This is a genomic window from Pseudomonas sp. UFMG81, from assembly GCF_015354575.1.
In the GTDB taxonomy this organism is placed as follows: domain Bacteria; phylum Pseudomonadota; class Gammaproteobacteria; order Pseudomonadales; family Pseudomonadaceae; genus Aquipseudomonas.
Genome location: NZ_JACAFQ010000033.1, coordinates 20,549 through 47,528 on the forward strand (window position 1 = coordinate 20,549; position 26,980 = coordinate 47,528).

General features: G+C 64.8%; 23 protein-coding genes. 20 read left to right on the forward strand and 3 right to left on the reverse strand.

Features of this window, described 5'->3' with window-relative positions; translation table 11 throughout:
• Positions 1-24: 24 nt before the first annotated feature.
• The 4 genes from IX761_RS20850 (at position 25) to IX761_RS20865 (ending at position 4,982) form a co-directional block, all read left to right on the forward strand.
• A complete protein-coding gene (locus tag IX761_RS20850) occupies positions 25-987 on the forward strand; it encodes a FecR family protein (protein WP_194791400.1) in 963 nt (320 codons plus the stop codon).
• 132 nt (positions 988-1,119) lie between these two features.
• Positions 1,120-3,705 (forward strand): TonB-dependent receptor, encoded by a 2,586-nt coding sequence (locus tag IX761_RS20855; RefSeq protein WP_194791401.1) that lies wholly within the window; start codon positions 1,120-1,122, stop codon positions 3,703-3,705.
• A 204-nt stretch (positions 3,706-3,909) separates the two neighbouring features.
• Positions 3,910-4,515 (forward strand): biliverdin-producing heme oxygenase, encoded by a 606-nt coding sequence (locus tag IX761_RS20860; RefSeq protein WP_194791402.1) that lies wholly within the window; start codon positions 3,910-3,912, stop codon positions 4,513-4,515.
• 50 nt (positions 4,516-4,565) lie between these two features.
• Positions 4,566-4,982: a YbaN family protein gene (locus tag IX761_RS20865; protein WP_194791403.1), complete on the forward strand. Its 417-nt coding sequence runs from the start codon at positions 4,566-4,568 to the stop codon at positions 4,980-4,982.
• Here the strand turns inward: IX761_RS20865 and arcD (IX761_RS20870) are convergent.
• Complete coding sequence (arcD, locus tag IX761_RS20870) at positions 4,962-6,389, reverse strand: arginine-ornithine antiporter (RefSeq protein WP_194791404.1); 1,428 nt, start codon at positions 6,387-6,389, stop codon at positions 4,962-4,964. The two genes, IX761_RS20865 and arcD (IX761_RS20870), sit on opposite strands and share 21 nt — an antisense overlap.
• A gap of 437 nt (positions 6,390-6,826) precedes the next feature.
• Here arcD (IX761_RS20870) and arcD (IX761_RS20875) point away from each other — a divergent pair, with 437 nt between their 5' ends.
• The 13 genes from arcD (IX761_RS20875) (at position 6,827) to IX761_RS20935 (ending at position 21,913) form a co-directional block, all read left to right on the forward strand.
• Complete coding sequence (gene arcD / locus IX761_RS20875; protein WP_194791405.1) at positions 6,827-8,254, forward strand: arginine-ornithine antiporter; 1,428 nt, start codon at positions 6,827-6,829, stop codon at positions 8,252-8,254.
• A gap of 33 nt (positions 8,255-8,287) precedes the next feature.
• Positions 8,288-9,541, forward strand: coding sequence for an arginine deiminase (gene arcA / locus IX761_RS20880; RefSeq protein WP_194791406.1), 1,254 nt, complete (start codon positions 8,288-8,290; stop codon positions 9,539-9,541).
• A 70-nt stretch (positions 9,542-9,611) separates the two neighbouring features.
• Positions 9,612-10,622: an ornithine carbamoyltransferase gene (locus tag IX761_RS20885; protein ID WP_194791407.1), complete on the forward strand. Its 1,011-nt coding sequence runs from the start codon at positions 9,612-9,614 to the stop codon at positions 10,620-10,622.
• A gap of 167 nt (positions 10,623-10,789) precedes the next feature.
• Positions 10,790-11,719, forward strand: coding sequence for a carbamate kinase (gene arcC, locus IX761_RS20890; RefSeq protein ID WP_194791408.1), 930 nt, complete (start codon positions 10,790-10,792; stop codon positions 11,717-11,719).
• Between the two features lie 55 nt (positions 11,720-11,774).
• Positions 11,775-12,143 (forward strand): DUF5064 family protein, encoded by a 369-nt coding sequence (locus IX761_RS20895; RefSeq protein ID WP_194791409.1) that lies wholly within the window; start codon positions 11,775-11,777, stop codon positions 12,141-12,143.
• A gap of 122 nt (positions 12,144-12,265) precedes the next feature.
• On the forward strand, positions 12,266-13,774 hold the full coding sequence (locus tag IX761_RS20900; RefSeq protein ID WP_194791410.1) for a sigma-54-dependent transcriptional regulator: 1,509 nt from the start codon (positions 12,266-12,268) through the stop codon (positions 13,772-13,774).
• Between the two features lie 250 nt (positions 13,775-14,024).
• Positions 14,025-14,543 carry an AidA/PixA family protein gene (locus tag IX761_RS20905; RefSeq protein ID WP_194791411.1) on the forward strand — a complete coding sequence of 173 codons (519 nt, stop codon included), beginning with the start codon at positions 14,025-14,027 and terminating at the stop codon, positions 14,541-14,543.
• A 326-nt stretch (positions 14,544-14,869) separates the two neighbouring features.
• The gene (gene gcvH / locus IX761_RS20910; protein WP_194791412.1) at positions 14,870-15,253 is read left to right on the forward strand and encodes a glycine cleavage system protein GcvH; all 384 of its coding nucleotides are present in this window, start codon (positions 14,870-14,872) and stop codon (positions 15,251-15,253) included.
• A gap of 10 nt (positions 15,254-15,263) precedes the next feature.
• Positions 15,264-18,119, forward strand: a complete 2,856-nt coding sequence (gene gcvP / locus IX761_RS20915) for an aminomethyl-transferring glycine dehydrogenase (RefSeq protein ID WP_194791413.1) — start codon at positions 15,264-15,266, stop codon at positions 18,117-18,119.
• A 132-nt stretch (positions 18,120-18,251) separates the two neighbouring features.
• The gene (locus IX761_RS20920; RefSeq protein WP_194791414.1) at positions 18,252-19,628 is read left to right on the forward strand and encodes an L-serine ammonia-lyase; all 1,377 of its coding nucleotides are present in this window, start codon (positions 18,252-18,254) and stop codon (positions 19,626-19,628) included.
• A gap of 26 nt (positions 19,629-19,654) precedes the next feature.
• A complete protein-coding gene (gene gcvT / locus IX761_RS20925) occupies positions 19,655-20,776 on the forward strand; it encodes a glycine cleavage system aminomethyltransferase GcvT (RefSeq protein WP_194791415.1) in 1,122 nt (373 codons plus the stop codon).
• 346 nt (positions 20,777-21,122) lie between these two features.
• The gene (locus IX761_RS20930) at positions 21,123-21,332 is read left to right on the forward strand and encodes a cold-shock protein (RefSeq protein ID WP_016392187.1); all 210 of its coding nucleotides are present in this window, start codon (positions 21,123-21,125) and stop codon (positions 21,330-21,332) included.
• Positions 21,333-21,418: 86 nt separating this feature from the next.
• Positions 21,419-21,913 carry an RDD family protein gene (locus tag IX761_RS20935; protein WP_194791416.1) on the forward strand — a complete coding sequence of 165 codons (495 nt, stop codon included), beginning with the start codon at positions 21,419-21,421 and terminating at the stop codon, positions 21,911-21,913.
• A gap of 207 nt (positions 21,914-22,120) precedes the next feature.
• On the opposite strand, the gene lptG is transcribed toward IX761_RS20935, so the two are convergent.
• A complete protein-coding gene (gene lptG, locus IX761_RS20940) occupies positions 22,121-23,182 on the reverse strand; it encodes an LPS export ABC transporter permease LptG (RefSeq protein WP_194791417.1) in 1,062 nt (353 codons plus the stop codon).
• The gene (gene lptF, locus IX761_RS20945; protein ID WP_194791418.1) at positions 23,175-24,290 is read right to left on the reverse strand and encodes an LPS export ABC transporter permease LptF; all 1,116 of its coding nucleotides are present in this window, start codon (positions 24,288-24,290) and stop codon (positions 23,175-23,177) included. Before lptF ends, lptG begins: the two co-directional genes overlap by 8 nt.
• A gap of 287 nt (positions 24,291-24,577) precedes the next feature.
• Between lptF and IX761_RS20950 the strand changes: the two genes are divergently transcribed.
• The 3 genes from IX761_RS20950 to IX761_RS20960 are packed head-to-tail and all read left to right on the forward strand — an operon-like array spanning position 24,578 to position 26,929.
• Positions 24,578-26,071: a leucyl aminopeptidase gene (locus tag IX761_RS20950; protein WP_194791419.1), complete on the forward strand. Its 1,494-nt coding sequence runs from the start codon at positions 24,578-24,580 to the stop codon at positions 26,069-26,071.
• Between the two features lie 52 nt (positions 26,072-26,123).
• Complete coding sequence (locus IX761_RS20955; RefSeq protein ID WP_194791420.1) at positions 26,124-26,552, forward strand: DNA polymerase III subunit chi; 429 nt, start codon at positions 26,124-26,126, stop codon at positions 26,550-26,552.
• Positions 26,553-26,557: 5 nt separating this feature from the next.
• Positions 26,558-26,929 carry a DNA polymerase III subunit chi gene (locus IX761_RS20960; RefSeq protein ID WP_194791421.1) on the forward strand — a complete coding sequence of 124 codons (372 nt, stop codon included), beginning with the start codon at positions 26,558-26,560 and terminating at the stop codon, positions 26,927-26,929.
• The last annotated feature ends 51 nt before the right edge of the window (positions 26,930-26,980 follow it).

Consider the following 26,980-nt stretch of genomic DNA (forward strand, 5'->3'; position numbering starts at 1 on the left):
AAACGCCCCTCGCAAGGACCCTCAGTGACTGACCAGCCCTCCCCTCGCCCGACACCCGCCGAGCCTGACGCCCGTGCCCGTGCCCGCGCGCAGGCGATGGACTGGCTGATCCGCCTGCAATGCGCCGACGACAACGACACCCAGGCCTTCGAACAGTGGCTGGGCGCCGAGCCGGAAAACGCCGAGGCCTACGTCGAAGCCGAAGCCCTGTGGAACGGGGCCGCGCTGCGCCAGGCCGCCGGCCAGATGCACCAACAGCGCCGACGCTCGTTCGGCGGACGCCTGCGTAGCCACTGGAAACCACTGGCCACCGCCGCCATGCTTTTGGTGGGGCTGTTCACCTTCGGCAACCTGCCGGTGCGCCTGCAGGCTGACCACCTCACCGTGGTCGGCGAGCGCCAGCGCCTGCAACTGGACGATGGCGCGAAAGTACTGCTCAACACCGACTCGGCATTCGCCAGCGACGTGCGCGACGGGCGCCAGGTGGCCCGCCTGCTCCAGGGCGAGGCGTATTTCCAGGTGTCCGGCGCCAACCAACGGCCACTTGAGGTGCAGGCCGGCCCATTGCGGGCCAGCGTGCGCGACACCGACTTCGCCGTGCGCTACCTCAACGGTGAAGCGCAGGTGCGGGTGCAACGCGGCGACGTCGACCTGCGCGCGGCCAGCGACCAGCGCATCCGCCTGCAAGCCGGCGACAGCATCAGCGTCGGCCCCGACGGCTTCGGCCAGCCCCAGCGCCCCGACCTGAACAAGGAACTGGCCTGGATCGAGGGCCGCCTGGTGTTCGAGAACTGCCCGCTGAGCCAGGTGCTGGCCGAGCTGCAACGCTACTACCCGGGCTGGATCATCAACCGCAATGCGCAGCTGGAGCAGGTCGCGGTGACCGGCAACTACCGCCTCGACCAACCCCTGGAAACCCTGCGCGCCCTGGCCCACATCACCTCGGCGCAGCTGCACGAATACCCCGCCCTGGTCATCCTCAACTAAAAACCAAAGTTTTTTTACGCGATCAGCGCACCCCGTCCGTCTCGTTATAGCCAATACGATTGATTCTCGTTCGACAAATCGAAATCGAGAACAGCCTACGCCTATAACTTCGCGCGACAGGGAGCGCTCTCGATGTCCACAGGTCCAACCCGCCCGTCCACCTCATCCCGCCGCCGTGGCCAGCTGTCGCTGCTGACCCTGGCCCTGCTGGCCAGTGGCGCCTGCAGCCTGCCGGCGCTGGCCGCCGAGCCCGCCCAGGCCAGCAGCCCGCGCATGGGCGACTACCGCTTCGCCATCGCCCAGCAGCCCTTGGTCGAGGCGATCAACGCGTTCAGCCGGGTCACCGGCTGGCAGGTCGGTTTCAGCGCCGAGCTGGCCGAAGGCGTGGCCTCGCCCGGCGTGCAAGGCTCGCTGGCACCGGAAGCGGCCTTGCAGCGCCTGCTGCACGGCACGGGCCTGTCATACCGCAAGATCGGTAACGGCAACGTAGTGCTGGAGCGCCAGGCAGCCGGCAACGCCATCGCCCTGCAACAGGTGACCGTCAGCGCCACCCGCAGCGCCCAGGACGTAAGCCAAGTCCCCAGCACCGTCAGCGTGCAGACCCGCGAACAGCTGGACCGGCAGAACGTCAACGACATCAAGGACCTGGTGCGCTACGAACCGGGCGTGTCGGTGGGCGGCGTCGGCCAGCGCAGCGGCCTGAATGGCTACAACATCCGCGGCATCGACGGCGAGCGCATCCTCACCCAGGTCGACGGCGTGTCGATTCCCGACAGCTTCTTCTACGGCCCCTACGCCCAGACCCAGCGCAACTATGTCGACCCTGAAATCGTCAAGCGCGTGGAGATCCTGCGTGGGCCGGCCTCGGTGCTGTACGGCAGCAATGCCATCGGCGGCGCGGTCAGCTATTTCACCCTCGACCCCGAAGACATCATCAAGCCCGGCAAGGACGTCGGCGCGCGCCTGAAGACCGGCTACAGCTCCGCCGACGAGAGCTGGCTGACCTCCGCCACCGTCGCCGGCCGCCAGGGCGACTTCGACGGCCTGCTGCACCTGAGCCAGCGCAACGGCCACGAGACCGACTCCTACGGCGAGCACGGCGGCACCGGCCTGGCCCGCAGCGAGGCCAACCCGGAAGACGTGCGCACCACCAACGTGCTGGCCAAGCTGGGTTGGAACTACGCCGACGACGCGCGCCTGGGGCTGACCTACGAGCGCTACAAGGACGACCGCGACCAGAACATCCTCAGCGCCGTGGGTGGCCCGTTCACCAATGGCGCCGGCCTGGGGATGTACCGCGGCCGCACCGGCAACGACACCGTCACCCGCGAACGCTTCGGCATCAACCACGAGTTCGGCCTCGACTCGCTGGTGGCCGACCACGTGAAGTGGAGCCTGAACTACCAGATCGCCAAGACCGACCAGAGCACCGAGGAAGTCTACTTCCCGTTCAGCCGCACCGTGCTGCGTACCCGCGACACCACCTACAAGGATCGCCAGTGGGTGTTCGACGCCCAGCTGGACAAGGCCTTCAGCATTGGCGCCACCGAGCACCTGCTGACCTACGGCACCACCCTCAAGCACGAAAAGGTCACCGGCTCGCGCAGCGGCACCGGTACTTGCCTGCGAATCGGCGGCAGCTGCCGCGCCGTCGGCCAGAACAGCGCCAGCGACGGCCAGGCGCTGGTGAGCGACTTCCCGGACCCGACCGTGAACACCTACAGCCTGTTCGTGCAGGATGAGATCCGCTGGAACGACTGGACCTTCCTGCCCGGCGCGCGCTACGACTACACGCGCATGGAGCCGAAGATGACCGCCGAGTTCCTGCGCGGCATCCAGGGCACCGGCGCGGCACCTGGCAGCATCGACGACTCGGACAAGACGTGGCACCGCGTCTCGCCCAAGCTCGGCGTGACCTATGCCTTCAACGACAACTACACCTGGTACGGCCAGTACGCCGAAGGCTTCCGCACCCCGACCGCCAAGGCCATGTACGGGCGCTTCGACAACCCGACCCTGGGCTACAGCGTCGAGCCCAACCCCAACCTGGAGCCGGAGAAGAGCAAGAGCTACGAAACCGGCCTGCGCGGCAACTTCGAGGCCGGCAACTTCGACGTGGCGGTGTTCTACAACAAGTACCGCGACTTCATCAACGAAGACGCCGTGCAGTCGGCCAACCTGGGTTCGACCTTCCAGGCCAACAACATCAAGCACGCCACCATCAAGGGCGCGGAGTTCAAGGGCCGCCTGAACCTCGACCACTTCGGTGCGGCGCAGGGCCTGTATACCCAGGGCTCGGTGGCCTACGCCCGCGGCCGCAACGATGACAACGGCCAGCCGTTGAACAGCGTCAACCCGCTGACCGCGGTGCTGGGGCTGGGCTACGAGCAGCAGAACTACGGCGGCCTGCTGAGCTGGACGCTGGTCAAGCGCAAGGACCGTGTCGACGACACCACCTTCTTCGCCCCCGATGGCGCCAGCAAGCAGTTCCGCACCCCGGGCTACGGCGTGCTGGACCTGACCGGCTACTACAAGGTGACCGACGACATCACCGTCAACGCCGGCCTGTACAACCTGACCGACAAGAAGTACTGGCAGTGGGATGACGTGCGCGGCTACGACGCCCTGGGCGAGGCCGGCGTGACCCAGCCGGCCAACCTCGACCGCCTGACCATGCCGGGGCGCAACTTCGCCATCAACCTGGTGTGGGATATCTAACGCCGCAAAAGCCCATCGACTGGCGGTGACTGCTTCGCGGGTAAACCCGCTCCCACAGGTACTGGGCCGTTCTCAGGAACAGCGCAGAATCTGTGGGAGCGGGTTTACCCGCGAATGGAGCACCACAACAGACGAGTTTTTTTACTGTCCAGCGTCATCCGTTTCGTCTTGTCACTAGACAGCCCATCTCCAAGGATCATTGCGATGACCACCCCTTCCTCCGAACGCCACGCCCTGCGCTCCCAGCGCCTGAACCAGGTCACCCACGCCCCGCACACCGAGCTGGACGCCCTGGTCAAGTCGCACAAGCCGTTCGACAGCCGCGAAAGCTTCGCCCGCTTCGTGGTCGCCCAGTACCTGTTCCAGTCCGAACTGCAGGCGCTGTATACCGACCCGCAACTGATCGCCATCGTCCCCGACCTGGCCGCGCGCTGCCGCGCCGAACAGGCCCGCCTGGACCTGGCCGACCTGGACACCGAAGTGCCCGCCCCCGTGACCGGCGCCCTCGGCGCGCCAAGCCTGGGTGAAGCACTGGGCTGGATCTTCGTCTCCGAAGGCTCCAAACTGGGCGCCGCGTTCCTGATCAAGCGTGCCGCGGCACTGGAGCTGAGCGACAGCTTCGGCGCCCGTCACCTCGGTGAGCCGGAAGGTGGCCGCGCCGAAGGCTGGAAGCAGTTCACCCGGATTCTCGACAGCCTCGAGCTGTCGCCTGAAGAGGACGCTGCCGCCGAACGCGGCGCGGTGGCCGCCTTCGAGCGTTTCACCGAGCTGCTCAAGCATGCCTACGCCGCCGATGCGGCCCTGGCCTGACACGCTTCACCCGGCCGCCCACAAGGCGGCCGCACCGCTGCAGTGAGACCATGACCCGAATCGCCCGCTCGAAAATCTCCCGCCTGCTGTACGCGATCCTGGCCTATGTCAGCCTGGGGATCGGCCTGGTCGCCATCGTCATCCCCGGCCTACCCACTACCGAATTCATCCTCCTCGCCACCTGGGCCGCTACCCGCAGCTCGCCGCGCCTGTCGGCCTGGCTGGAAAACCACCGGCTGTTCGGCCCGATCCTGCGCAATTGGCGCGACGGCAAGGTGATCCAGCGCCGCGCCAAGGTCAGCGCAACCCTGAGCATGCTGCTGTGCGCTGGCGTGATGCTGACCTTCCTCGAGCACCACTGGCCGGTCTATCTCGCCATCGCCGGCATGGCCCTGGGCAACCTGTGGATCTGGTCGCGCCCGGAAAGCCCGCGCGCGACTTGCGACTCACAGGCTCAACAATCCTGAGTACAAGGCGTAGGCCGCCAGCCCCGCGCCTACCAGCACCCCTGCGAAGATCAGTTTCTCGACCCCGGTGAACAACGCCTGCCCCTGCTCGTGCTTGGCCCGGGCGAACAGGATCACCCCCGGGGCGTACAGCAAAGCCGACAGCAGTATGTATTTGAGGCCGCCGGCGTACAGCAGCCAGACCGCGTACAACAGGGCGACCAGCGCGATCAGCAGGTCCTTGCGCCGCAACCCCGGCTGGCCCTGGTAGCTATCGCCACGCAGCGCCAACAGCACCGCGTAGGCCGCCGACCAGAAGTACGGCACCAGGATCATCGACGAGGCCAGGTAGATCAGGCTGGTGTAGGTACCCGCCGAGAACAACGTGATCAGCAAGAAGCCCTGAATCATCACATTGGTCAGCCACAGCGCGTTGGACGGCACCTGGTTGGCGTTCTCATGGGCGAGAAAGCGCGGCATGGTCTTGTCGCGGGCGGTGGCGAACAAAATCTCGGCGCACAGCAGCGCCCACGACAGCAGCGCCCCGAGCAGCGACACCGCCAGCCCGATACTGATCAACAGTGCCCCCCAGGGCCCGACGATATGTTCCAGCACCGAAGCCAGCGACGGGTTCTGCAACCCTGCCAGCTCCGGCTGGGTCATCACCCCCAGCGACAGCACGTTGACCAGCACCAGCAGCGCCAGCACGCCGAGAAAGCCCACCACCGTGGCCTTGCCCACGTCCGAGCGGTGCAACGCGCGCCCCGAGTACACGCTGGCGCCCTCGATACCGATGAACACGAACACCGTCACCAGCATCATGTTGCGCACCTGCTCCAGCACACTGCCGAACTTGGGGTTGCTCAGCCCCCAGATGTCGCGGGTGAAGATGTCGGCGCGAAAGGCGAAGGCGGCGATGACGATGAAGATCAGCAGTGGCACCACCTTGGCCACCGTGGTCACCTGGTTGATGAACGCCGCCTCCTTGATGCCGCGCAGCACCAAAAAGTGCACCGCCCACAGCAGCAACGAGGCGCAGCCGATGGCCAACGGCGTGTTGCCCTCGCCGAATGCCGGGAAGTAGAAGCCCAGGGTGCTGAACAGCAGCACGAAATAACCGACGTTGCCCAGCCAGGCGCTTATCCAGTAGCCCCATGCGGAAGAAAAGCCCATGTAATCGCCGAAGCCGGCCTTGGCGTAGGCGTACACCCCCGAGTCCAGCTCGGGTTTGCGGTTGGCCAAGGTCTGGAACACGAAGGCCAGCGCCAGCATACCCACCGCGGTGATACCCCAGCCGATCAGCACAGCCCCCACGTCGGCGCGGGCGGCCATGTTCTGTGGCAGCGAGAAGATCCCGCCGCCGATCATCGAACCGACCACCAGCGCGATCAGCGCGCCAAGGCGCAGTTTCTGTCCCGGTTCGCTCATGGCGCTTCTCCCCGATGGCCCGTTTTACACATGAATTTTCGATCTAACGCATATAAATGTTACAGCATATTTATATTAGTCCAGGTAATCAAAGCTAGTTCACTCATAACCATGCTGTCTAACTAAAACAACTAATAGTCATCGTTTTGCGGTCGCCATCGCACTCGTGGCTTTTCGCCATCAGCGGTTCATGTCAAAAATTTGCGAAATATCCAGAAGCGACTAGCTTCAAAGTTCGCAGGCGAGCGGAGCGTTTGCTCTAGAAGGACATGGAGGTGCCAGCGCACAAGGCCTGCAGCTGAGCTGTCGGCATCCTCCAGGAGTACATGTGGGGTTTTTCCGCCCCGTCATGTTGGCATGAACTGATCTAAATCAGCGAATGATCCAGGCGTCAGATTTATTCTGAGGTCAACTTTCTCCTGGTACGGAGTCGTTAAATGTCTGATTCTCCCGGAAAACTAAAATTGGGTGCACTGGTTGCACTTGTCGTCGGTTCGATGATTGGCGGCGGGATCTTCTCGTTGCCGCAAAACATGGCCGCCAGCGCTGGCGTGGGGGCCGTGCTGATCGGCTGGGCCATCACCGCGGTGGGCATGCTCACCCTCGCCTTTGTGTTCCAGACCCTGGCCAACCGCAAACCTGACCTCGACGGCGGCGTGTACGCCTATGCCAAGGCCGGCTTCGGCGACTACATGGGCTTTTCTTCCGCCTGGGGCTACTGGATCAGCGCCTGGCTGGGCAACGTCGGTTACTTCGTGCTGTTGTTCAGCACCCTGGGTTATTTCTTCCCGGTGTTCGGCGAGGGCAATACCCCGGCAGCGGTGATCGGCGCCTCGATCCTGCTGTGGGCAGTGCACTTTTTGGTGCTGCGCGGCATCAAGGAAGCGGCGTTCATCAACCTGGTCACCACCGTGGCCAAGGTGGTGCCGCTGGCGCTGTTCGCGCTGATCTGCCTGTTCGCCTTCAAGCTCGACATCTTCACCGCGGATATCTGGGCGGTCGGTACGCCGGAGCTCGGCGGGGTGATGGACCAGGTGCGCAACATGATGCTGGTCACCGTATGGGTGTTCATCGGCATCGAGGGTGCGAGCATCTTCTCCTCCCGTGCTGAAAAACGCTCCGACGTGGGCAAGGCCACGGTCATCGGCTTCGTCACCGTGCTGCTGTTCCTGGTGCTGGTCAACGTGCTGTCGCTGGGGGTGATGACCCAGCCGGAACTGGCCAAGCTGCAGAACCCCTCGATGGCCGCAGTGCTCGAGCATGTGGTCGGTCACTGGGGCGCGGTGCTGATCAGCGTTGGCTTGATCATCTCGCTGCTGGGGGCGCTGCTGTCGTGGGTGCTGCTGTGCGCCGAGATCATGTTCGCCGCCGCCAAGGACCACACCATGCCGGAGTTCCTGCGCCGCGAGAACGCCAACCACGTGCCGGCCAACGCCCTGTGGCTGACCAACGCCATGGTGCAGATCTTCCTGGTGATCACGCTGTTCTCCAACAGCACCTACCTGTCGCTGATCTACCTCGCCACCTCGATGATCCTGGTGCCCTACCTGTGGTCGGCGGCCTATGCCTTCCTGCTGGCCTGGCGCAGCGAAACCTACGAACAGGCCCTGGCCGAACGCAAGAAGGACCTGATCATCGGCGGCATCGCCCTGATCTATGCGCTCTGGCTGCTGTACGCCGGTGGCGTGAAATACCTGCTGCTCTCGGCCCTGCTGTATGCCCCCGGCGCGATCCTGTTCGCCAAGGCCAAGCGCGAGGTGGGCCAACCGATCTTCACAAACGTCGAAAAACTGATCTTCGCCGCCGTGGTGGTGGGTGCCCTGGTGGCCGCCTACGGGCTCTACGACGGCTTCCTGACTCTCTGAACCCCACAGCTTTGCTTTACAGGAGGATTCACCATGTCCACTGAGAAACAGAAATACGGCGTCCATTCCGAAGCCGGCAAACTGCGCAAAGTGATGGTCTGCAGCCCGGGCCTGGCGCACAAGCGCCTGACCCCGAGCAACTGCGATGAGCTGCTGTTCGACGACGTGATCTGGGTCGACCAGGCCAAGCGCGACCACTTCGACTTCGTCACCAAGATGCGTGAGCGCGGGGTCGACGTGCTGGAAATGCACAACCTGCTCACCGACATCGTCCAGCAGCCCGAAGCGCTGAAGTGGATTCTCGACCGCAAGATCACCCCGGACAGCGTCGGCGTGGGCCTCACCAACGAAGTGCGCAGCTGGCTCGAAGGCCTCGACCCGCGCCACCTGGCCGAATTCCTGATCGGCGGCGTAGCCGGCCAGGACCTGCCGGAAAGCGAAGGCGCCAGCGTGGTCAAGATGTACAACGACTACCTCGGCCACTCCAGCTTCATCCTGCCGCCGCTGCCCAACACCCAGTTCACCCGCGACACCACCTGCTGGATCTACGGTGGGGTGACGCTCAACCCGATGTACTGGCCGGCGCGCCGCCAGGAAACCCTGCTGGCCACTGCCATCTACAAGTTCCACAAGGAGTTCACCGGCGCCGACTTCCAGGTCTGGTATGGCGACCCGGACAAGGACCACGGCTCGGCCACCCTCGAAGGCGGTGACGTGATGCCGATCGGCAAGGGCATCGTGCTGATCGGCATGGGCGAGCGCACCTCGCGCCAGGCCATCGGCCAGCTGGCGCAGAGCCTGTTCGCCAAGGGCGCGGTGGACAAAGTCATCGTCGCCGGGCTGCCCAAGTCACGCGCCGCGATGCACCTGGACACCGTGTTCAGCTTCTGCGACCGCGACCTGGTCACGGTCTTCCCGGAAGTGGTGCGCGAGATCGTGCCGTTCATCATCCGCCCGGACGAAAGCAAGCCCTACGGCATGGATGTGCGCCGCGAGAACAAGTCGTTCATCGAGGTGGTCGGCGAGCAGCTTGGGGTCAAGCTGCGGGTGGTCGAGACCGGCGGCAACAGCTTCGCCGCCGAGCGCGAACAGTGGGATGACGGCAACAACGTGGTGGCCGTGGAGCCCGGCGTGGTCATCGGCTACGACCGCAATACCTACACCAACACCCTGCTGCGCAAAGCCGGCATCGAGGTCATCACCATCAGCGCCGGCGAACTGGGCCGGGGCCGCGGCGGCGGCCACTGCATGACCTGCCCGATCCTGCGCGACCCAGTCGACTACTAAACGCCCATTACACCCGGCCGCACCCACGAAGTGGCGGCCGGGCTACCTACCGAACTCAAGGAGAACCGTCATGGCGTTCAACATCCACAACCGCAACCTGCTCAGCCTCGAGCACCACACCACCCGTGAGCTGCGCTACCTGCTGGACCTGTCCCGCGACCTCAAGCGTGCCAAATACACCGGTACCGAACAGCAGCACCTGAAGGGCAACAACATCGCCCTGATTTTCGAGAAGACCTCGACCCGCACCCGCTGCGCCTTCGAAGTCGCCGCCTACGACCAGGGCGCCAACGTCACCTACATCGACCCCAACTCCTCGCAGATCGGCCACAAGGAGAGCATGAAGGACACCGCCCGCGTGCTCGGGCGCATGTACGACGCCATCGAGTACCGTGGCTTCAAGCAGGAAATCGTCGAAGAGCTGGCCAAGTTTGCCGGCGTGCCGGTGTTCAACGGCCTGACCGACGAGTACCACCCGACCCAGATGATCGCCGACGTGCTGACCATGCGTGAACACAGCGACAAGCCGCTGCACGACATCAGCTACGCCTACCTGGGCGATGCCCGCAACAACATGGGCAACTCGCTGCTGCTGATCGGCGCCAAGCTCGGCATGGACGTGCGCATCGCCGCGCCCAAGGCGCTGTGGCCCCATGACGACCTGGTCGAGCGCTGCCAGAAGTACGCCGAGGAAAGCGGCGCACGCATCACCCTGACCGAAGACCCGAAAGCCGCGGTCAAGGGCGTGGACTTCGTGCACACCGACGTCTGGGTGTCGATGGGCGAGCCGGTGGAGGCCTGGGGCGAGCGCATCAAGCAGTTGCTGCCCTACCAGGTGAACAAGGAGCTGATGAAGGCCACCGGCAACCCGCGCACCAAGTTCATGCACTGCCTGCCGGCGTTCCACAACTCCGATACCAAGGTCGGCAAGCAGATCGCCGAGCAGTACCCGAACCTGGCCAACGGTATCGAAGTGACCGATGACGTGTTCGAGTCGCCGGCGTGCATCGCCTTCGAGCAGGCGGAAAACCGCATGCACACGATCAAGGCGATCCTGGTGTCGACCCTGGCTGACCTGTAAGCCTCGTCAACTTTAGGGAGGGCCGCACTGCATCTGTGGGAGCGGGCTTGCCCGCGAATGCGTCAGCCGCAGCATCGATGCTGCTTGATCTGGCCTCATCGCGGGCAAGCCCGCTCCCACAGGGACCTTGTCCGCCCCTTGACCCATTTTTCTGAAGGACATTCCCCATGCGTATCGTTGTTGCATTGGGCGGCAACGCCCTGCTGCGTCGCGGCGAGCCGATGACCGCTGACAACCAGCGCGCCAATATCCGCACCGCCACCGAACAGATCGCCAAGATCCACCCCGGCAACGAGTTGGTCATCGCCCACGGCAACGGCCCGCAGGTCGGCCTGCTGTCGCTCCAGGGCATGGCCTACAAACCCGACGAGGCCTACCCGCTGGACGTGCTCGGCGCCGAAACCGAAGGCATGATCGGCTACATGATCGAACAGGAGCTGGGCAACCTGCTGGCCTTCGAAGTGCCATTCGCCACGTTGCTCACGCAGGTCGAAGTGGACGCCAACGACCCGGCATTCAAGGACCCGACCAAGTTCATCGGCCCGGTCTACGCCAAGGACGAGGCCGAGCGCCTGGCCAAGGAGAAAGGCTGGGTGGTCAAGCCCGACGGCGACAAGTACCGCCGCGTGGTGGCCAGCCCCAAACCCAAGCGCATCTTCGAGATCCGCCCGATCAAGTGGCTGCTGGAAAAGAGCAGCATCGTGATCTGCGCCGGTGGTGGCGGCATCCCCACCATGTACGACGAAAACCGCAAGCTCAAGGGCATCGAGGCGGTGATCGACAAGGACCTGTGCTCCGCCCTGCTGGCAGAGCAACTGGAAGCCGACCTGCTGATCATCGCCACCGATGTCGACGCGGCGTACATCGACTTCGGCAAACCCACGCAAAAGGCCATCGCCCAGGCCCATCCCGACGAGTTGGAGAAGCTGGGCTTCGCCGCCGGCTCAATGGGGCCGAAGGTGCAGGCGGCCTGCGACTTCGCCCGCCACACCGGCAAGGTGGCGGTGATCAGCTCGCTGGAGAACATCGAGGAGATCGTCAAGGGCACCGCCGGGACTCGTGTGTCCACCGCCAAGCCGGGGATCAGCTACCGTTGAACGCAGTTGGCTGGTGTCAGGCACCGGCCGTTTTCAACCTTCCGGAGGACTCGCCATGGCCCAGTACCAACCCGGTCATGTACACATCATGCGCACCGCGCTGAACAAGAACGACCACAGCTACGACCTCGATATCGATTACGAGGCAACAACCGATCCCAAGGAAGGCAGAGGCATCCAGTTCCGCATGCATGGCAGCATCGAAGGCAAGACCGTCGATGAGAAGTTCTTCCTGGCCAAGGACCAGGTGCTGCCGAGTTTCTTGAGCATCGCCTCGCGCAAAGCGCAGTCGTACCTGGCCCCCCATCAGAAATTCGAAACCCTTGGCTCGCCGCACAAACTGTATGACGCGATGTTCGAGGACATCCGCCAGAAGCTGGACGTGAAGTCTGGCGATCCGATCAAGCCTGAACATCTGGAGTGATCCCAATCGCGGGGCAAGCCCGCTCCCACACACCACGTGGGAGCGGGCTTGCCCCGCGATTGGGTTTCCCCTGTAGCCGAGGCATACTGACGCCCTCCCCGGCCAGGCTCTTGCATCTCTCAATGCGCATCCACGTCAGCTTCATCGACCGCGTCGGCATCACCCAGGAAGTCCTGGCCCTGCTCGGCGCCCGCAACCTCAACCTCGATGCCGTGGAGATGGTCCCGCCGAACGTCTACATCGATGCCCCGACCCTCAGCCCCGCCGTGCTCGAAGAGCTGCACGACGCGCTGTTCGAGGTACGTGGCGTGCAGTCGGTGGAAGTGGTCGACATCCTCCCCGGCCAGCGCCGCCACCTGCAGCTCGACGCCTTGCTCGCCGCCATGAGCGACCCGGTGCTGGCGGTGGACAGCGCAGGCCAGGTGCTGCTGGCCAACCCGGCGCTGATCGCCCTGTGCGGGCGCGAGTCGGCCGGGCGCTCGGTGGGTGAGCTGTTCGGCGACGCCGACCTGTTGCAGGCCCTGCTGGACAACAACTTCCACCTGCCCATGCGCGAGATGCAGCTCAATGGCCAGAGCCTGCTGCTCGACGCCACGCCGATCACCAACGCCGGCGGCTTGCTGACGCTGTACCCGCCCAACCGCATGGGCGAGCGGCTGTCGGCCCTGCACCACGACCACGCCGAGGGCTTCGACGCGATGCTCGGCGACTCCCCGGCAATCCGCACCCTCAAGGCCCGGGCCCTGCGCGTGGCGGCCCTCGACGCGCCGCTGCTGGTGCATGGCGAAACCGGCACCGGCAAGGAGCTGGTGGCCCGTGCCTGCCACGCCATCAGCAGCCGCCATGCCGCGCCGTTCCTGGCGCTGAACTGCGCAGCACTGCCCGAGAGCCTGGCCGAGAGCGAACTGTTCGGCTATGCCCCCGGCGCCTTCACCGGCGCCCAGCGTGGCGGCAAGCCGGGGCTGATGGAGCTGGCCAACCAGGGCACGGTGTTCCTCGACGAGATCGGCGAGATGTCGCCGTACCTGCAAGCCAAGCTGCTGCGTTTTCTCAGCGATGGCAGTTTCCGCCGGGTGGGGGGCGACCGCGAGGTGAAGGTGGACGTGCGCATCATCAGCGCCACCCACCGCAACCTGGAGCAGATGGTCGCTGACGGCACCTTCCGCGAAGACCTGTTCTACCGCCTCAACGTGCTTAACCTGCAAGTGCCGCCACTGCGCGAGCGTGGCCAGGACATCCTGTCGCTGGCGCACTTCTTCATGCAGCAGGCATGCACCCAGATCCAGCGCCCGCCATGCCGCCTGGCCCCGGCCACCCACCCGGCGCTGCTGGGCAACCCCTGGCCAGGCAATGTGCGCCAGTTGCAGAACGTGATCTTCCGCGCCGCGGCCATCTGCGAGGGCAATGTGGTGGATATCGGCGACCTGGACATCGCCGGCACCTCGGTGGCGCGTGGCGTGGATGGCGAAGTGGCGAGCCTGGAGCAGGCAGTGGGGGATTTCGAACGGGAGCTGTTGCAACGCTTGTATGCCAGCTATCCGTCCACTCGCCAGCTGGCCGGCCGGCTGCAGACCTCGCATACCGCCATCGCCCAGCGTTTGCGCAAATACGGTATCCCCGGCAAGGCCTGATCGGCCAGGCGGAACTTTCTGTCCGCCTTTGCCTATTGCCGCAGCCAGCCATTCACCCAGGCGCGGCGAAGACATTGCCCGAACCCCATCGATATCAAGCCACTGCCCACACTACTGGCCACCCGCCATCCCAGGCAGTCAAAGCGCCGACATTTGAAGCCTGCCAACGCTGCTCCATGCTTGCTCCCTGACGACCAAGGGCACCGGCAAGTCAGGTCGTCATCATGATCATCCAATCAGGAGCGACACCATGTCTGGAACGACTCAAACCATCGATGTGCTGATCACCGTCGATGCCGACTACCTGCAAAGCCACCCCAGCGACGTGCACGGCGCCATCTCCATGATCAGCCGTCGCGACGTGGTCGATGCCCATGCTTCGGGCGACAGCGCCGACGGTGGCGCCGAACTGTGGATCGATGCCAACTCCGGCGACAACATCCGCTGGCGCGCCACCACGCTGTCGCGCAACTTCGACCGCATCGCCCTGATCACCAAGGTCACCCAGGGCGACCCGCACCAGGGCGGCAACTACCCCGGCAGCATGTCCACCCCGCTTTCCTACAACATTCCGAACATCCCGGTGCCCTACCTGGATAGCGGCGCCGCCCACGGCATCAGCAAGACCGATGTCACCTACACCTTCTGGCAGGCCGTCGCCGAGGCGCCGGGCAAGCTTTGGTACAAGGTCACCTTCGTGCTGCTGGACCGCAACCTGAACCAGATCGGCCCAGCGTACACCTGGGACCCCTATATCACCGTCAACTGAGCCACTCCATGCACCCTGGCCGGCCACGGCCAGGGTTCTGATACAGCGCTCGCCACCCTCCTTGTAATGAATCAGCTACACCGTAGCGAATTCAATACACACCCGTTCGAATGCGTCTGCGCAAGGGTTTGATCCCACAACGCTTTTGAATCCTTCTCTATCTGTATCGATTTCATTCCATCTCAATCTGAAATGATCACCCTATAAATCATAAACATATGATTTTAAAAGGTTTTTTATTACTGGCCGCATATTTGCTAAGGGAATTCCAATCCCAAGAGCGCGGAGCTACCGCGCCCAACGCCCCTGCTTCCCGAGGAATTCCCATGAGCGAGTTGCGTTTCACCGAAGATCACGAATGGCTGCGCGTCGAAAATGACGGCAGCGTCACCGTGGGCATCACCGCCTACGCCCAGAACGCCCTTGGCGACGTGGTCTACGTGCAACTGCCGGAGCTGCAGCAGTACGACAAAGGCGCCGAAGCCTCCACCGTGGAATCGGTCAAGGCTGCCAGTGGCGTGTACATGCCGCTGAACGGTGAAGTGGTCGCCATCAACGAAGGCCTCAACGACAGCCCCGAGCTGGTCAACGAAGACCCGCTGGGCGAAGGCTGGTTCTTCCGCTTCGTCCCCGCCGACATGAACGAAGTAACCGCCCTGCTCGACCAGGACGCCTACGACCGCCTGCTCAAAGCCAACGACGACGCCTGAGGAACCTGCCATGACCATCAACCTCGGCACCGCCAACGAATTCATCGCCCGTCATATCGGCCCACGCGCCGACGACGAGCAAGCCATGCTCGCCAGCCTCGGTTTCGACTCGCTCGAGGCCATGACCGCCGCGGTCATCCCCGACAGCATCAAGGGCACCAGCGTGCTGGGCAGCGAAGACGGCCAGAGCGAGGCCGACGCCCTCGCCGCGCTGAAAGCCATCGCCAGCAACAACCAGCTGTTCAAGAGCTACATCGGCCAGGGCTACTACAACACCCACACCCCGGCGCCGATCCTGCGCAACCTGCTGGAAAACCCGGCCTGGTACACCGCCTACACCCCGTACCAGCCCGAGATTTCCCAAGGCCGCCTGGAAGCGCTGCTGAACTTCCAGACCCTGATCAGCGACCTCACCGGCCTGCCGATCGCCAACGCCTCGCTGCTCGACGAAGCCACCGCCGCCGCCGAGGCCATGACCTTCTGCAAGCGCCTGTCGAAGAACAAGGCCGCTCACGCCTTCTTCGCCTCCGTGCACTGCCACCCACAAACCCTCGACGTGCTGCGCACCCGCGCCGAACCGCTGGGCATCGAGGTGGTGGTGGGCGACGAGCGTGAGCTGAGCGACGCCAGCCCCTATTTCGGTGCATTGCTGCAGTACCCGGCCAGCAATGGCGACGTGTTCGACTACCGCGCGGTGGTCGAGCGCTTCCACGCCGCCGGCGCCCTGGTGGCCGTGGCCGCCGACCTGCTGGCCCTGACCCTGCTGACCCCACCCGGCGAGTTCGACGCCGACGTGGCCATCGGCAGCGCCCAACGCTTCGGTGTGCCGCTGGGCTTCGGTGGCCCGCACGCGGCCTACTTCGCCACCCGCGACGCGTTCAAGCGCGACATGCCGGGGCGCCTGGTCGGTGTGTCGATCGACCGCTTCGGCAAGCCGGCCCTGCGCCTGGCCATGCAGACCCGCGAGCAGCACATCCGCCGCGAGAAGGCCACCAGCAACATCTGCACCGCCCAGGTGCTGCTGGCCAACATCGCCAGCATGTACGCCGTGTACCACGGTCCGGCCGGCCTCAAGCGCATCGCCGAACGCACCCACGCGCTGACCGCGATCCTGGCCACCGGCCTAGTGAAGCTGGGCATGAAAGTGGTCACCCGCGAGTTCTTCGATACCGTCACCCTGAACACGGGCAGCGCTACCGCAGCCCTGCACGACAAGGCCCGCGCCCAAGGCATCAACCTGCGCCAGATCGACGCCGCCCACCTGGGCCTGTCGCTGGATGAAACCAGCAGCCAGGCCGATGTCGAAGCCCTGTGGCAGCTGTTCGCCGAAGGCCAGGCTACCCCCGGTTTCACCGCCCTGGCCGACACCATCGTCGGGCGCCTGCCGGTCGGCCTGCTGCGTCAGTCCGCCATCCTCGAACACCCGGTGTTCAACCGCTACCACAGCGAAACCGAGCTGATGCGCTACCTGCGCCGCCTGGCCGACAAGGACCTGGCGCTGGACCGCACCATGATCCCGCTGGGCTCGTGCACCATGAAGCTCAACGCCGCCAGCGAGATGATCCCGGTGACCTGGGCCGAGTTCGGCAACCTGCACCCGTTCGCCCCGGCCGCACAAAGCCAGGGCTACCTGCAGATGACCACCGAGCTCGAAGCCATGCTATGCGCCGCCACTGGCTACGACGCCGTGTCGCTGCAGCCCAACGCCGGTTCGCAAGGCGAGTACGCAGGCCTGTTGGCGATCCGCGCCTACCACCGCAGCCGTGGCGACAGCCACCGCGACATCTGCCTGATCCCGTCCTCGGCCCACGGCACCAACCCGGCTACCGCCCACATGGCCGGCATGCGCGTGGTGGTCACTGCCTGTGACGCCCGTGGCAACGTCGACATCGACGACCTGCGCGCCAAGGCCCTGGAGCACCGCGAGCGCCTGGCCGCGATCATGATCACCTACCCGTCGACCCACGGGGTGTTCGAAGAGGCCATCGGCGAGATCTGCGCGATCATCCACGACAACGGCGGCCAGGTGTACATCGACGGCGCCAACATGAACGCCATGGTCGGCCTGTGCGCCCCGGGCAAGTTCGGCGGCGACGTATCGCACCTGAACCTGCACAAGACCTTCTGCATCCCCCACGGCGGTGGCGGCCCGGGCGTCGGCCCGATCGGCGTGAAATCGCACCTGGCGCCGTTCCTGCCGGGCCACGCGACGCTTGAAAACACCGCCGGCGCGGTGTGCGCCGCACCGTTCGGCAGCGCCAGCATCCTGCCGATCACCTGGATGTACATTCGCATGATGGGTGGCGCCGGCCTCAAGCGTGCCTCGCAGATGGCGATCCTCAACGCCAACTACATCGCCCGTCGCCTGGAAGAGCACTATCCTGTGCTGTACACCGGCGGCAACGGCCTGGTGGCGCACGAGTGCATCCTCGACCTGCGCCCGCTCAAGGACACCAGCGGCATCAGCGTCGACGACGTGGCCAAGCGCCTGATCGACTTCGGCTTCCATGCCCCGACCATGTCCTTCCCGGTGGCCGGCACGCTGATGATCGAACCGACCGAAAGCGAGTCGAAAGAGGAACTGGACCGCTTCTGCAACGCCATGATCCAGATCCGCGAAGAGATCCGCGCCGTGGAGAACGGCAGCCTGGACAAGGACGACAACCCGCTGAAGAACGCCCCGCACACCGCGGCGGAGTTGGCCGGCGAGTGGGCCCACGGCTACAGCCGCGAGCAGGCGGTATATCCGCTGCCGAGCCTGGTGGAAGGCAAGTACTGGCCACCGGTCGGCCGTGTCGACAACGTGTTCGGCGACCGCAACCTGGTCTGCGCCTGCCCGTCGATCGAGAGCTATCAGGACGTCTAAGCACGCTTGCTGGCCTCATCGCTGGCAAGCCAGCTCCCACAGGACCTGCGGCAACCGCCCTTCCTGTGGGAGCCGGCTTGCCGGCGATCGGGTGCAAAGCACCCGCCATCAAACTTCATGAGGGTACGAGCTATGTCTTTGAGCGTCTTCGACCTGTTCAAGATCGGCATCGGCCCCTCCAGCTCGCACACCGTCGGCCCGATGCGCGCCGCCGCGCGCTTCGCCGAAGGCCTGCGCCGTGACGGCCTACTGGCCGCCACGGTCAGCGTCAAGGCCGAGCTGTACGGCTCGCTCGGTGCTACCGGCAAGGGCCACGGCAGCGACAAGGCCGTGCTGCTCGGGCTCGAAGGCGAGCACCCGGACACCATCGACACCGACACCATCCCCGCCCGCCTGCAAGCGATCCGCGACAGCGGCCACCTGCGCCTGCTCGGCGAGCACGACATCGCCTTCGTCGAAAAGCAGCACCTGGCGATGATCCGCAAGCCACTGGCCTACCACCCCAACGGCATGATCTTCCGTGCCTTCGATGCTGCCGGGTTGCAGATCCGCAGCCGCGAATACTACTCGGTGGGCGGCGGTTTCGTGGTCGATGAAGAGGCCGCCGGCCATGACCGCATCGTCGAGGACAGCACCGTGCTGCCCTACCCGTTCAAGACCGGCAAGGCGCTGCTCGCTCATTGCACAGCGCAGCAACTGTCATTCAGCCAGGTGATGCTGGCCAACGAAGCGGCCTGGCGCCCCGAGGCTGAAACCCGTGCCGGGCTGCTGCGTATCTGGCAGGTGATGCAGGACTGCGTCGAGGCCGGCTGCCGCCATGAAGGTATCCTGCCGGGTGGCTTGAAGGTCAAGCGTCGTGCACCGGCGCTGTACCGCCAGCTCAGCCAACACCCGGAAGCCAGCCTGCGCGATGCGCTGTCGGTACTCGACTGGGTCAACCTCTACGCCTTGGCGGTGAACGAAGAAAACGCCCACGGCGGGCGCGTGGTCACCGCGCCCACCAACGGTGCGGCAGGCATCGTCCCGGCGGTGCTGCACTACTACATGCGTTTCGTTCCCGGCGCCAATGACGACGGCGTGGTGCGCTTCCTGCTCACCGCCGCAGCCATCGGCATTCTGTACAAGGAGAACGCGTCGATTTCCGGCGCCGAGGTGGGCTGCCAGGGTGAGGTCGGCGTGGCCTGCTCGATGGCCGCCGGCGCCTTGTGCGAAGTGATGGGCGGCACCCCGCAACAGGTGGAGAACGCCGCCGAGATCGGCATGGAACACAACCTGGGCCTGACCTGCGACCCCATCGGCGGGCTGGTCCAGGTGCCCTGCATCGAGCGCAACGCCATGGGCTCGGTGAAGGCGATCAACGCGGTGCGCATGGCCTTGCGCGGCGACGGGCAGCACTACGTCTCCCTCGACAAGGTCATCCGCACCATGCGCCAGACCGGCGCCGACATGAAAAGCAAGTACAAGGAGACCGCCCGCGGCGGTCTGGCCGTCAACATCATCGAATGTTGACCCGAACAAAAAACAAGGAGTCACCGATGTCCGAAACACTGCTCAAGACCCCGCTGCACGCCCTGCACCTCGAACTGGGCGCGCGCATGGTGCCCTTCGCCGGCTACGACATGCCGGTGCAATACCCGCTGGGCGTGCTCAAGGAGCACCTGCATACCCGCGAGCAGGCCGGCCTGTTCGACGTCTCGCACATGGGCCAGATCATCCTGCGCGGCAGCGATGCCGCCCGCGCGCTGGAAACCCTGGTGCCGGTGGACATCATCGACCTGCCGGTGGGCATGCAGCGCTACGCCATGTTCACCAACGAACAGGGCGGCATCCTCGACGATCTGATGGTCGCCAACCTGGGTGACGACACCCTGTTCCTGGTGGTCAACGCCGCCTGCAAGGACCAGGACCTGGCCCACCTGCGCCAGCACATCGGCAGCCGCTGCGAGATCCAGCCGCTGTTCGAGGAGCGCGCGCTGCTGGCCCTGCAAGGCCCGGCGGCAGTCAAGGTGCTGGAGCGCCTGGCCCCGGAAGTGGCCGGCATGACCTTCATGCAGTTCCGCCCGGTCAGCCTGCTGGGCCATGACTGCTTCGTCAGCCGCTCGGGCTACACCGGAGAAGACGGCTACGAAATCTCGGTGCCGGCGGCCGCCGCCGAAGCCCTGGCCCGTCGCCTGCTGACCGAGCCGGAAGTCCAGCCGATCGGCCTGGGCGCGCGCGACTCGCTGCGCCTGGAAGCCGGCCTGTGCCTGTACGGCCACGACATGAACACCGCCACCACGCCAATCGAGGCCAGCCTGCTGTGGGCGATCTCCAAGGTGCGCCGTGCCGACGGTGCCCGTGCCGGTGGTTTCCCCGGTGCCGACACGGTGTTCGCCCAGCAACAGGCTGGCGTGGCACGCAAGCGTGTCGGCCTGCTGCCCCAAGAGCGCACCCCAGTGCGTGAAGGTGCCGAGATCGTCGACCAGACCGGCAAGGTCGTCGGCCAGGTGTGCAGCGGCGGCTTCGGCCCGACGCTCGGTGCACCGGTGGCGATGGGTTATGTCGATACCGAACACGCCGCACTGGATACACCGCTGTTCGCCGTGGTCCGAGGCAAGCAAGTTGCCCTTAAAGTCAGCAAAATGCCTTTCGTGGCACAGCGTTACTACCGTGGCTGAATGAGTGTGTCGGACGGGTTCGACATATTCGTTTTCGAACCTGTCCAATAACTTCTGAACATGGCGCCAGGCCAGGCGCCACGCCGTTTCCAAGAAATCTCGAGGCAATTGAGAAAAGCCTGATTTTCCCCCGCTGCGAGGGCTTGTTTTTCGCTCGGCAGTTGGCGTAGAGTCACTTCACTGTGTTTGCATGGGTCGCAACAGTTCGTGACCTGGGCCAGTAGCCGCAATCTGCTACAACCCGTTCGACGTCTCTTACTTTCCTGCAACCCAGCCCAGTACTCTTTCACCCTTTCGATGTGAAAGAAACTGTCATCAAAATTCAAGTTTCATAGGAAATAAGACAATGGCTGAGCGTCAGAACGGTACCGTCAAGTGGTTCAATGACGAGAAAGGTTACGGCTTCATCACCCCTGAGAGCGGTCCGGATCTGTTCGTGCACTTCCGCGCCATCGAAGGCAACGGCTTCAAGAGCCTGAAAGAAGGCCAGAAGGTCACCTTCGAAGCCGTGCAGGGCCAGAAAGGCATGCAGGCAGACAAGGTTCAGCCTGTCTGATCCAAGTCGGCAAAAAAGCCCCTGCCAAGTGCAGGGGCTTTTTTTTGCCCGTAGAATACCCGCTTCGTCATTCGGAGCTGTCCTGCATGTCCAAGCCCCTGCTCTCACCCCAGGGTGAATTCCCGCCCGTTGGCCTGGGTCGCCGGCTGGCGGCGATGTTCTATGACTTCCTGCTGTGCACCGCGTTGCTGATCGTCACCGCCGGCGCCTACAAGATGATCCAGATGGCAATCATTGGCGAGGTGCGCATGCGCGAACTCACAGAGGCCGGCGCGCTGGACGGCGACCCGCTGCTGTCGACGATCCTGCTGTTCGCGCTGTTCGGTTTCTTCGCCAAGTTCTGGACCCATGGCGGCCAGACCCTTGGCATGCAAGTGTGGGGCGTGCGCGTGCAGAACGCCGATGGCAGCGCCATCACCCTCTGGCAGGCGTTGTTGCGTTTTGTGGTGTCGATCGCTTCCTGGCTGTGCCTGGGGCTGGGTTTTGTCTGGTCGTTGATCGACAAGCGCAAGCGCAGCTGGCACGACATCTATTCCGAGACCCAACTGGTGCGCCTGCCCAAGCGCAACAGCAAACAGTAACCTGGGTTGGCGATTACCCTGTGGGAGCGGCCTTGTGTCGCGAAAGGGCTGCGCAGCGGCCCCAGGATCCATCTGTGGCCGCAAAGAATGCTGGGGGCTGCTGCCGCAGCCCTTTCGCGACACAAGGCCGCTCCTACAGCAAGGCTGCCGCGTTTCATCCGCACAAAAAAGCCGACCCTGAGGTCGGCTTTTTCATGCGCTTAACCGTCACCCGGCTCGGCGCATCAACCACAGCCCCGCCAGCGCACAGATCGCAGCCGGGATCACCACCGCCAGCAGCGGCGGGAAGCCGAACACCTGGCTCGATGGCCCCAGCAGGTCACCGGCGATGCGGAACACGAAGCCCACCAGCACACCGGTGAACACGCGCTGGCCAAGAGTGACCGAACGCAGCGGGCCGAAGATGAAGGAGATCGCCATCAACACCAGCGCCGCGGTCACCACCGGCTGCAGGACCTTGGTCCAGAACGCCAGCCAGTAACGCGAGTTGTTCAGGCCCTGGTCGGCCAGGTAGTGGATGTAGTCCCACAGCCCGGTGATCGACAGTGACTCCGGCGCCAGCACCACGGTGTTGAGCAGCTCCGGGGTCACCGAGACATCCCAGGCCTCCTGCTCGGCCTTGACCACTTCGGTGTGGTCGCCGCGGAAGAAGGTGGTGGAGACATCGCTGAGCATCCACTTGCCGTCGACGTACTGCGCACGGCGGGCGAAGCTCGATGTCTGGATCTTGCGCTGATCATCGAAACGGTAGCGGGTCACGCCCAGCAGCAGGCCGTTGGGCTGCACCGAGTTGATGTGCACGAACTCTTCGCCCTGGCGGTGCCACATGCCGCGCTTGGAGCTCTGCGCCTCGCCACCACCCTGTGCCAGGGAGCGGTCGGCCTGGGCCTTGTTCTCGGTCACCGGGGCCACGTACTCGCCGATCAGCAGGCCGACCAGCATCAGCACCAGCATTGGTTTCATCACCGCCCAGACGATGCGGCCGATGGATACGCCGGCGGCGCGCATGATGGTCAGCTCGCTGCTGCTGGCCAGGCTGCCCAGGCCGATCAGGCAGCCGATCAGCGCGGCCATCGGCAGCATGTCGTAGAGGCGCCGAGGTGCGGTCAACAGCACGTAGATGCCGGCGTCGGTCACCGTGTAGGTGTTGCTCAGGTCGCTCATCTCGTCGATGAAGGCGAACAGCGAGGCCAGGCCGAGGATGATGCCCAGCACGGCGAGAATTGCCAGCAATACGCTCTTGCCGATGTAGCCGTCGAGTTTAACCACGGGCCACCTCCGCACGACGCGCGGCACGCTTCAGACGTAGCGGCTCCCAGTACATCAGCCCCAGGCCGATCAGCAGGAACAGGCCATGGACCCACCAGATACCCAGCGAAATGGGCAGTTTGCCCTTCTCCAGGGCGCCGCGAACGGAAATCAGCATCGTCAGATAAGCCATGTACAGGAGGATGGCCGGCAGCAGCTTGAGGAAGCGGCCCTGGCGCGGGTTGACCCGGGCCAGCGGCACCGCCAGCAGGGTCACGACGAACACCAGCAGCGGCAGCGACAGGCGCCATTGCAGTTCGGCGCGATGAGGGATGCCCTCGTGGCCAAGCAGGACCGAGGTGGGGATCGCTTCACGATCGGTCACTTCCTCGGCCACCTCGGGCTTGGGCAGCAACACGCCGTAGGTGTCGTACTTGATCGCGCGGTAGTCGGCCTGGCCGGGGTTGCCGTCGTAACGGTAGCCATTCTGCAGCACCAGATAGCGGTTGCCGTCGGCCTGCACTTCCTGGTGGCCCTTCTCGGCGACCAGCACCGACGGTGCGCGGTCCTTGGTCTTGTCCTGGTTGAAGCGCTTCTCGGAGATGAACACCCCGGCCAGGTTGATGCGATCGTCCGACAACTGCTCGGTGTAGGTGACCCGCGAGCCATCGCGCAGGGTCTGGAAGCGCCCCGGCACCAGGGTGTCGAACTCGGTCAGGGCGTCCTGTTGGGCGATGATCTTCTGCACCTGGGCCACCCCCAGCGGAGCCAGGCTCAGGCTCAGCCAGGCCACCAGCACGGCGACCAGCGCCGCAGGGGCCATGGTCATCGCCAGCAGGCGCTGTTGGCTCATGCCGGTGGCCGAGAGCACGGTCATCTCGCTTTCGAGATAGAGCCGGCCATAGGCGAGCAGGATGCCGAGGAACAACCCCAGCGGCAGGATCAGTTGCAAAAAGCCCGGCAGACGGAAGCCCATGATCATGAACAGCACGCTCGGGTCGAGCACGCCCTGGGCGGCCTGCGCCAGGTACTTGATGAAGCGCCCGCTCATGATGATCACCAACAGCACGGCGCTGACGGCGCTCAAGGTCACCAGGACCTCGCGGGACAGATAACGAAAGACGATCAAACCAGACACTCCTGGGTTGTCAGGGGCGGACAGCCAAACGAACGATTCGCAAAGCCAGGGCATTGCCGGTTCGCCAAGGCGAACCTCCATGTAAAGTGCGCGCATTATCCTGTGATTGATGGCGCCTGTCACTTGGCCGCGCATGACGCTTCATCTCGGGGTTGTCATCAAGGTCGCGGCAGGCTCAAACTGGCAGCTTTTCCGCTGGCAGGCTTTGCCCCGTCAGCCCCGTATTCCGAGCGCTCGGCCAAGGCCGCGCCAACCCACAGATCATTCGGGGACCCCACATGGAACTGGTTGTAAAAAGCGTAGCCGCAGTATCCGTCAAGACCGCCACCCTGGTGGTGCCGGTCGGTGAAGGCCGCAAGCTTGGTGCTGTCGCCAAGGCCGTCGACCAGGCCACCGAGGGTGCCATCAGCGCCCTGCTCAAGCGCGGCGACCTGGCCGGCAAGCCAGGCCAGACCCTGCTGCTGCACAGCCTGCCCAACCTCAAGGCCGAACGCGTGTTGCTGGTAGGCAGCGGCAAGGACGAAGCCCTGGGCGACCGCGCCTGGCGCAAGCTGGTCGCCAGCGTTGCCGGTGTACTCAAGGGCCTGGGCGGCAGCGATGCGGTGCTGGCCCTGGACGATATCGCCGTCACCGGCCGCGATGGCCACTACGGCAAGTACCGCCTGCTGGCCGAAACCCTGCTCGACGGCACCTACGTTTTCGACCGTTTCAAGAGCCAGAAGGCCGAAGCCCGCGCCCTGAAAAAAGTCACCCTGCTGACCGACAAGGCCGGCCAGGGCGAAGCCGAGCGCGCCGTCAAGCATGCCAGCGCCATCGCCAACGGCATGGCCTTCACCCGCGACCTGGGTAACCTGCCGCCCAACATCTGCCACCCAAGCTTCCTCGCCGAGCAGGCCAAGGACCTGGGCAAGGCAAACAAGGGCCTCAAGGTCGACGTGCTGGACGAGAAGAAGATCAAGGACCTGGGCATGGGCGCGTTCTACGCCGTGGGCCAGGGCAGCGACCAGCCACCGCGCCTGATCGTCATGAACTATCAAGGCGGCAAGAAGAGCGAAAAACCGTTCGTGCTGGTCGGCAAGGGCATCACCTTCGACACCGGTGGCATCAGCCTCAAGCCGGGCGCCGGCATGGACGAGATGAAGTACGACATGTGCGGCGCCGCCAGCGTGTTCGGTACGCTCAAGGCGGTGCTGGAACTGCAACTGCCGATCAACCTGGTGTGCCTGCTGGCCTGCGCCGAGAACATGCCCAGCGGCGGCGCTACTCGCCCAGGCGACATCGTCACCACCATGAGCGGCCAGACCGTTGAAATCCTCAACACCGACGCCGAAGGCCGCCTGGTGCTGTGCGATGTACTGACCTATGCCGAGCGCTTCAAGCCCCAGGCGGTGATCGACCTCGCCACCCTGACCGGCGCCTGCATCGTCGCCCTGGGCAGCCACACCTCGGGCCTGATGGGCAACAACGACGAGCTGATCAGCCAACTGCTGGACGCCGGCAAGCGTGCCGACGACCGTGCCTGGCAACTGCCGCTGTTCGACGAGTACCAGGAGCAGCTGGACAGCCCGTTCGCTGACATCGCCAACATCGGCGGCCCGAAAGCCGGCACCATCACGGCCGGTTGCTTCCTGTCGCGCTTCGCCAAAGCGTACGACTGGGCGCACCTGGACATCGCCGGCACCGCCTGGATCAGCGGCGGCAAGGACAAGGGCGCCTCGGGCCGCCCGGTCCCGCTGCTGACCCAGTACCTGCTGGACCGCGCCGGCGCCTGATGGCGCACGGCCAGTGGCGCCCCCGCGGCGCCACTGGCCGGCGATGCGAACCATGAGCAAAGTCGATTTCTACATCCTGCCCACCGACTCGCTGTCGGCGCGGCTGGATTTCGCCTGCAAGTTGTGCGAGAAGGCCTGGCGCCTCGGCCACCGGGTTTACCTGCACTGCCAGGACGACGCGCAGCGCAATGAGCTGGATGAACGGTTGTGGCGGTTCAAGGGCGAGGCCTTCGTGCCCCATGACCACCATGAACGGTACGCCGACGCCAGCGTCGCGCTGGGTATCGGCGGCGATGCCGGCGAGCATCGTGACCTGCTGATCAACCTGGGCGGCGATGTGCCCGGGTTCGTCAAACAGTTCGAGCGCGTCGCCGAGATCGTCGTGGAAGACCCGGCGATCCGCCTGGCCGCCCGCGAGCGATTCCGTTTCTACCGTGAACAGGGCTATGCTCTGCAAGACCACCGCTTACAGCGACTCTGACGACGATGGACAAGCAGCTGAACTCCCTCACCCATTCCGCCCACCTGCTCGACGATCTCGAATCGATCCGCGAGCTGTTGGGTGACGCCGACCTGCAACCGCCGCTGCTCACCGAGACGGTGGAGCAGATCCCGCTGTTGCTCGAAGAGCCCGCCGGCAGCCCGCCGCCGGTCGCCGAGCCGGCCCCGGCACCCGCCCCGCAAGAGGATGCCCAGGCCCGCCGCCAGGACACCCTGCTGCACCTGGATGCCGAACTGCGCGCCGCGGCGCAGTTGATCATGCAGGACGTGATCAACGACTTCACCCCGCACATCGAGACCGAGATCAAACGCCGCCTCGATGCGCGCCTGGAGCGCTTGCTCAAGCGTTCAGAGTGACCCTTTGGGGCCGCTATGCGGCCCTTTCGCGACACAAGGCCGCTCCTACAG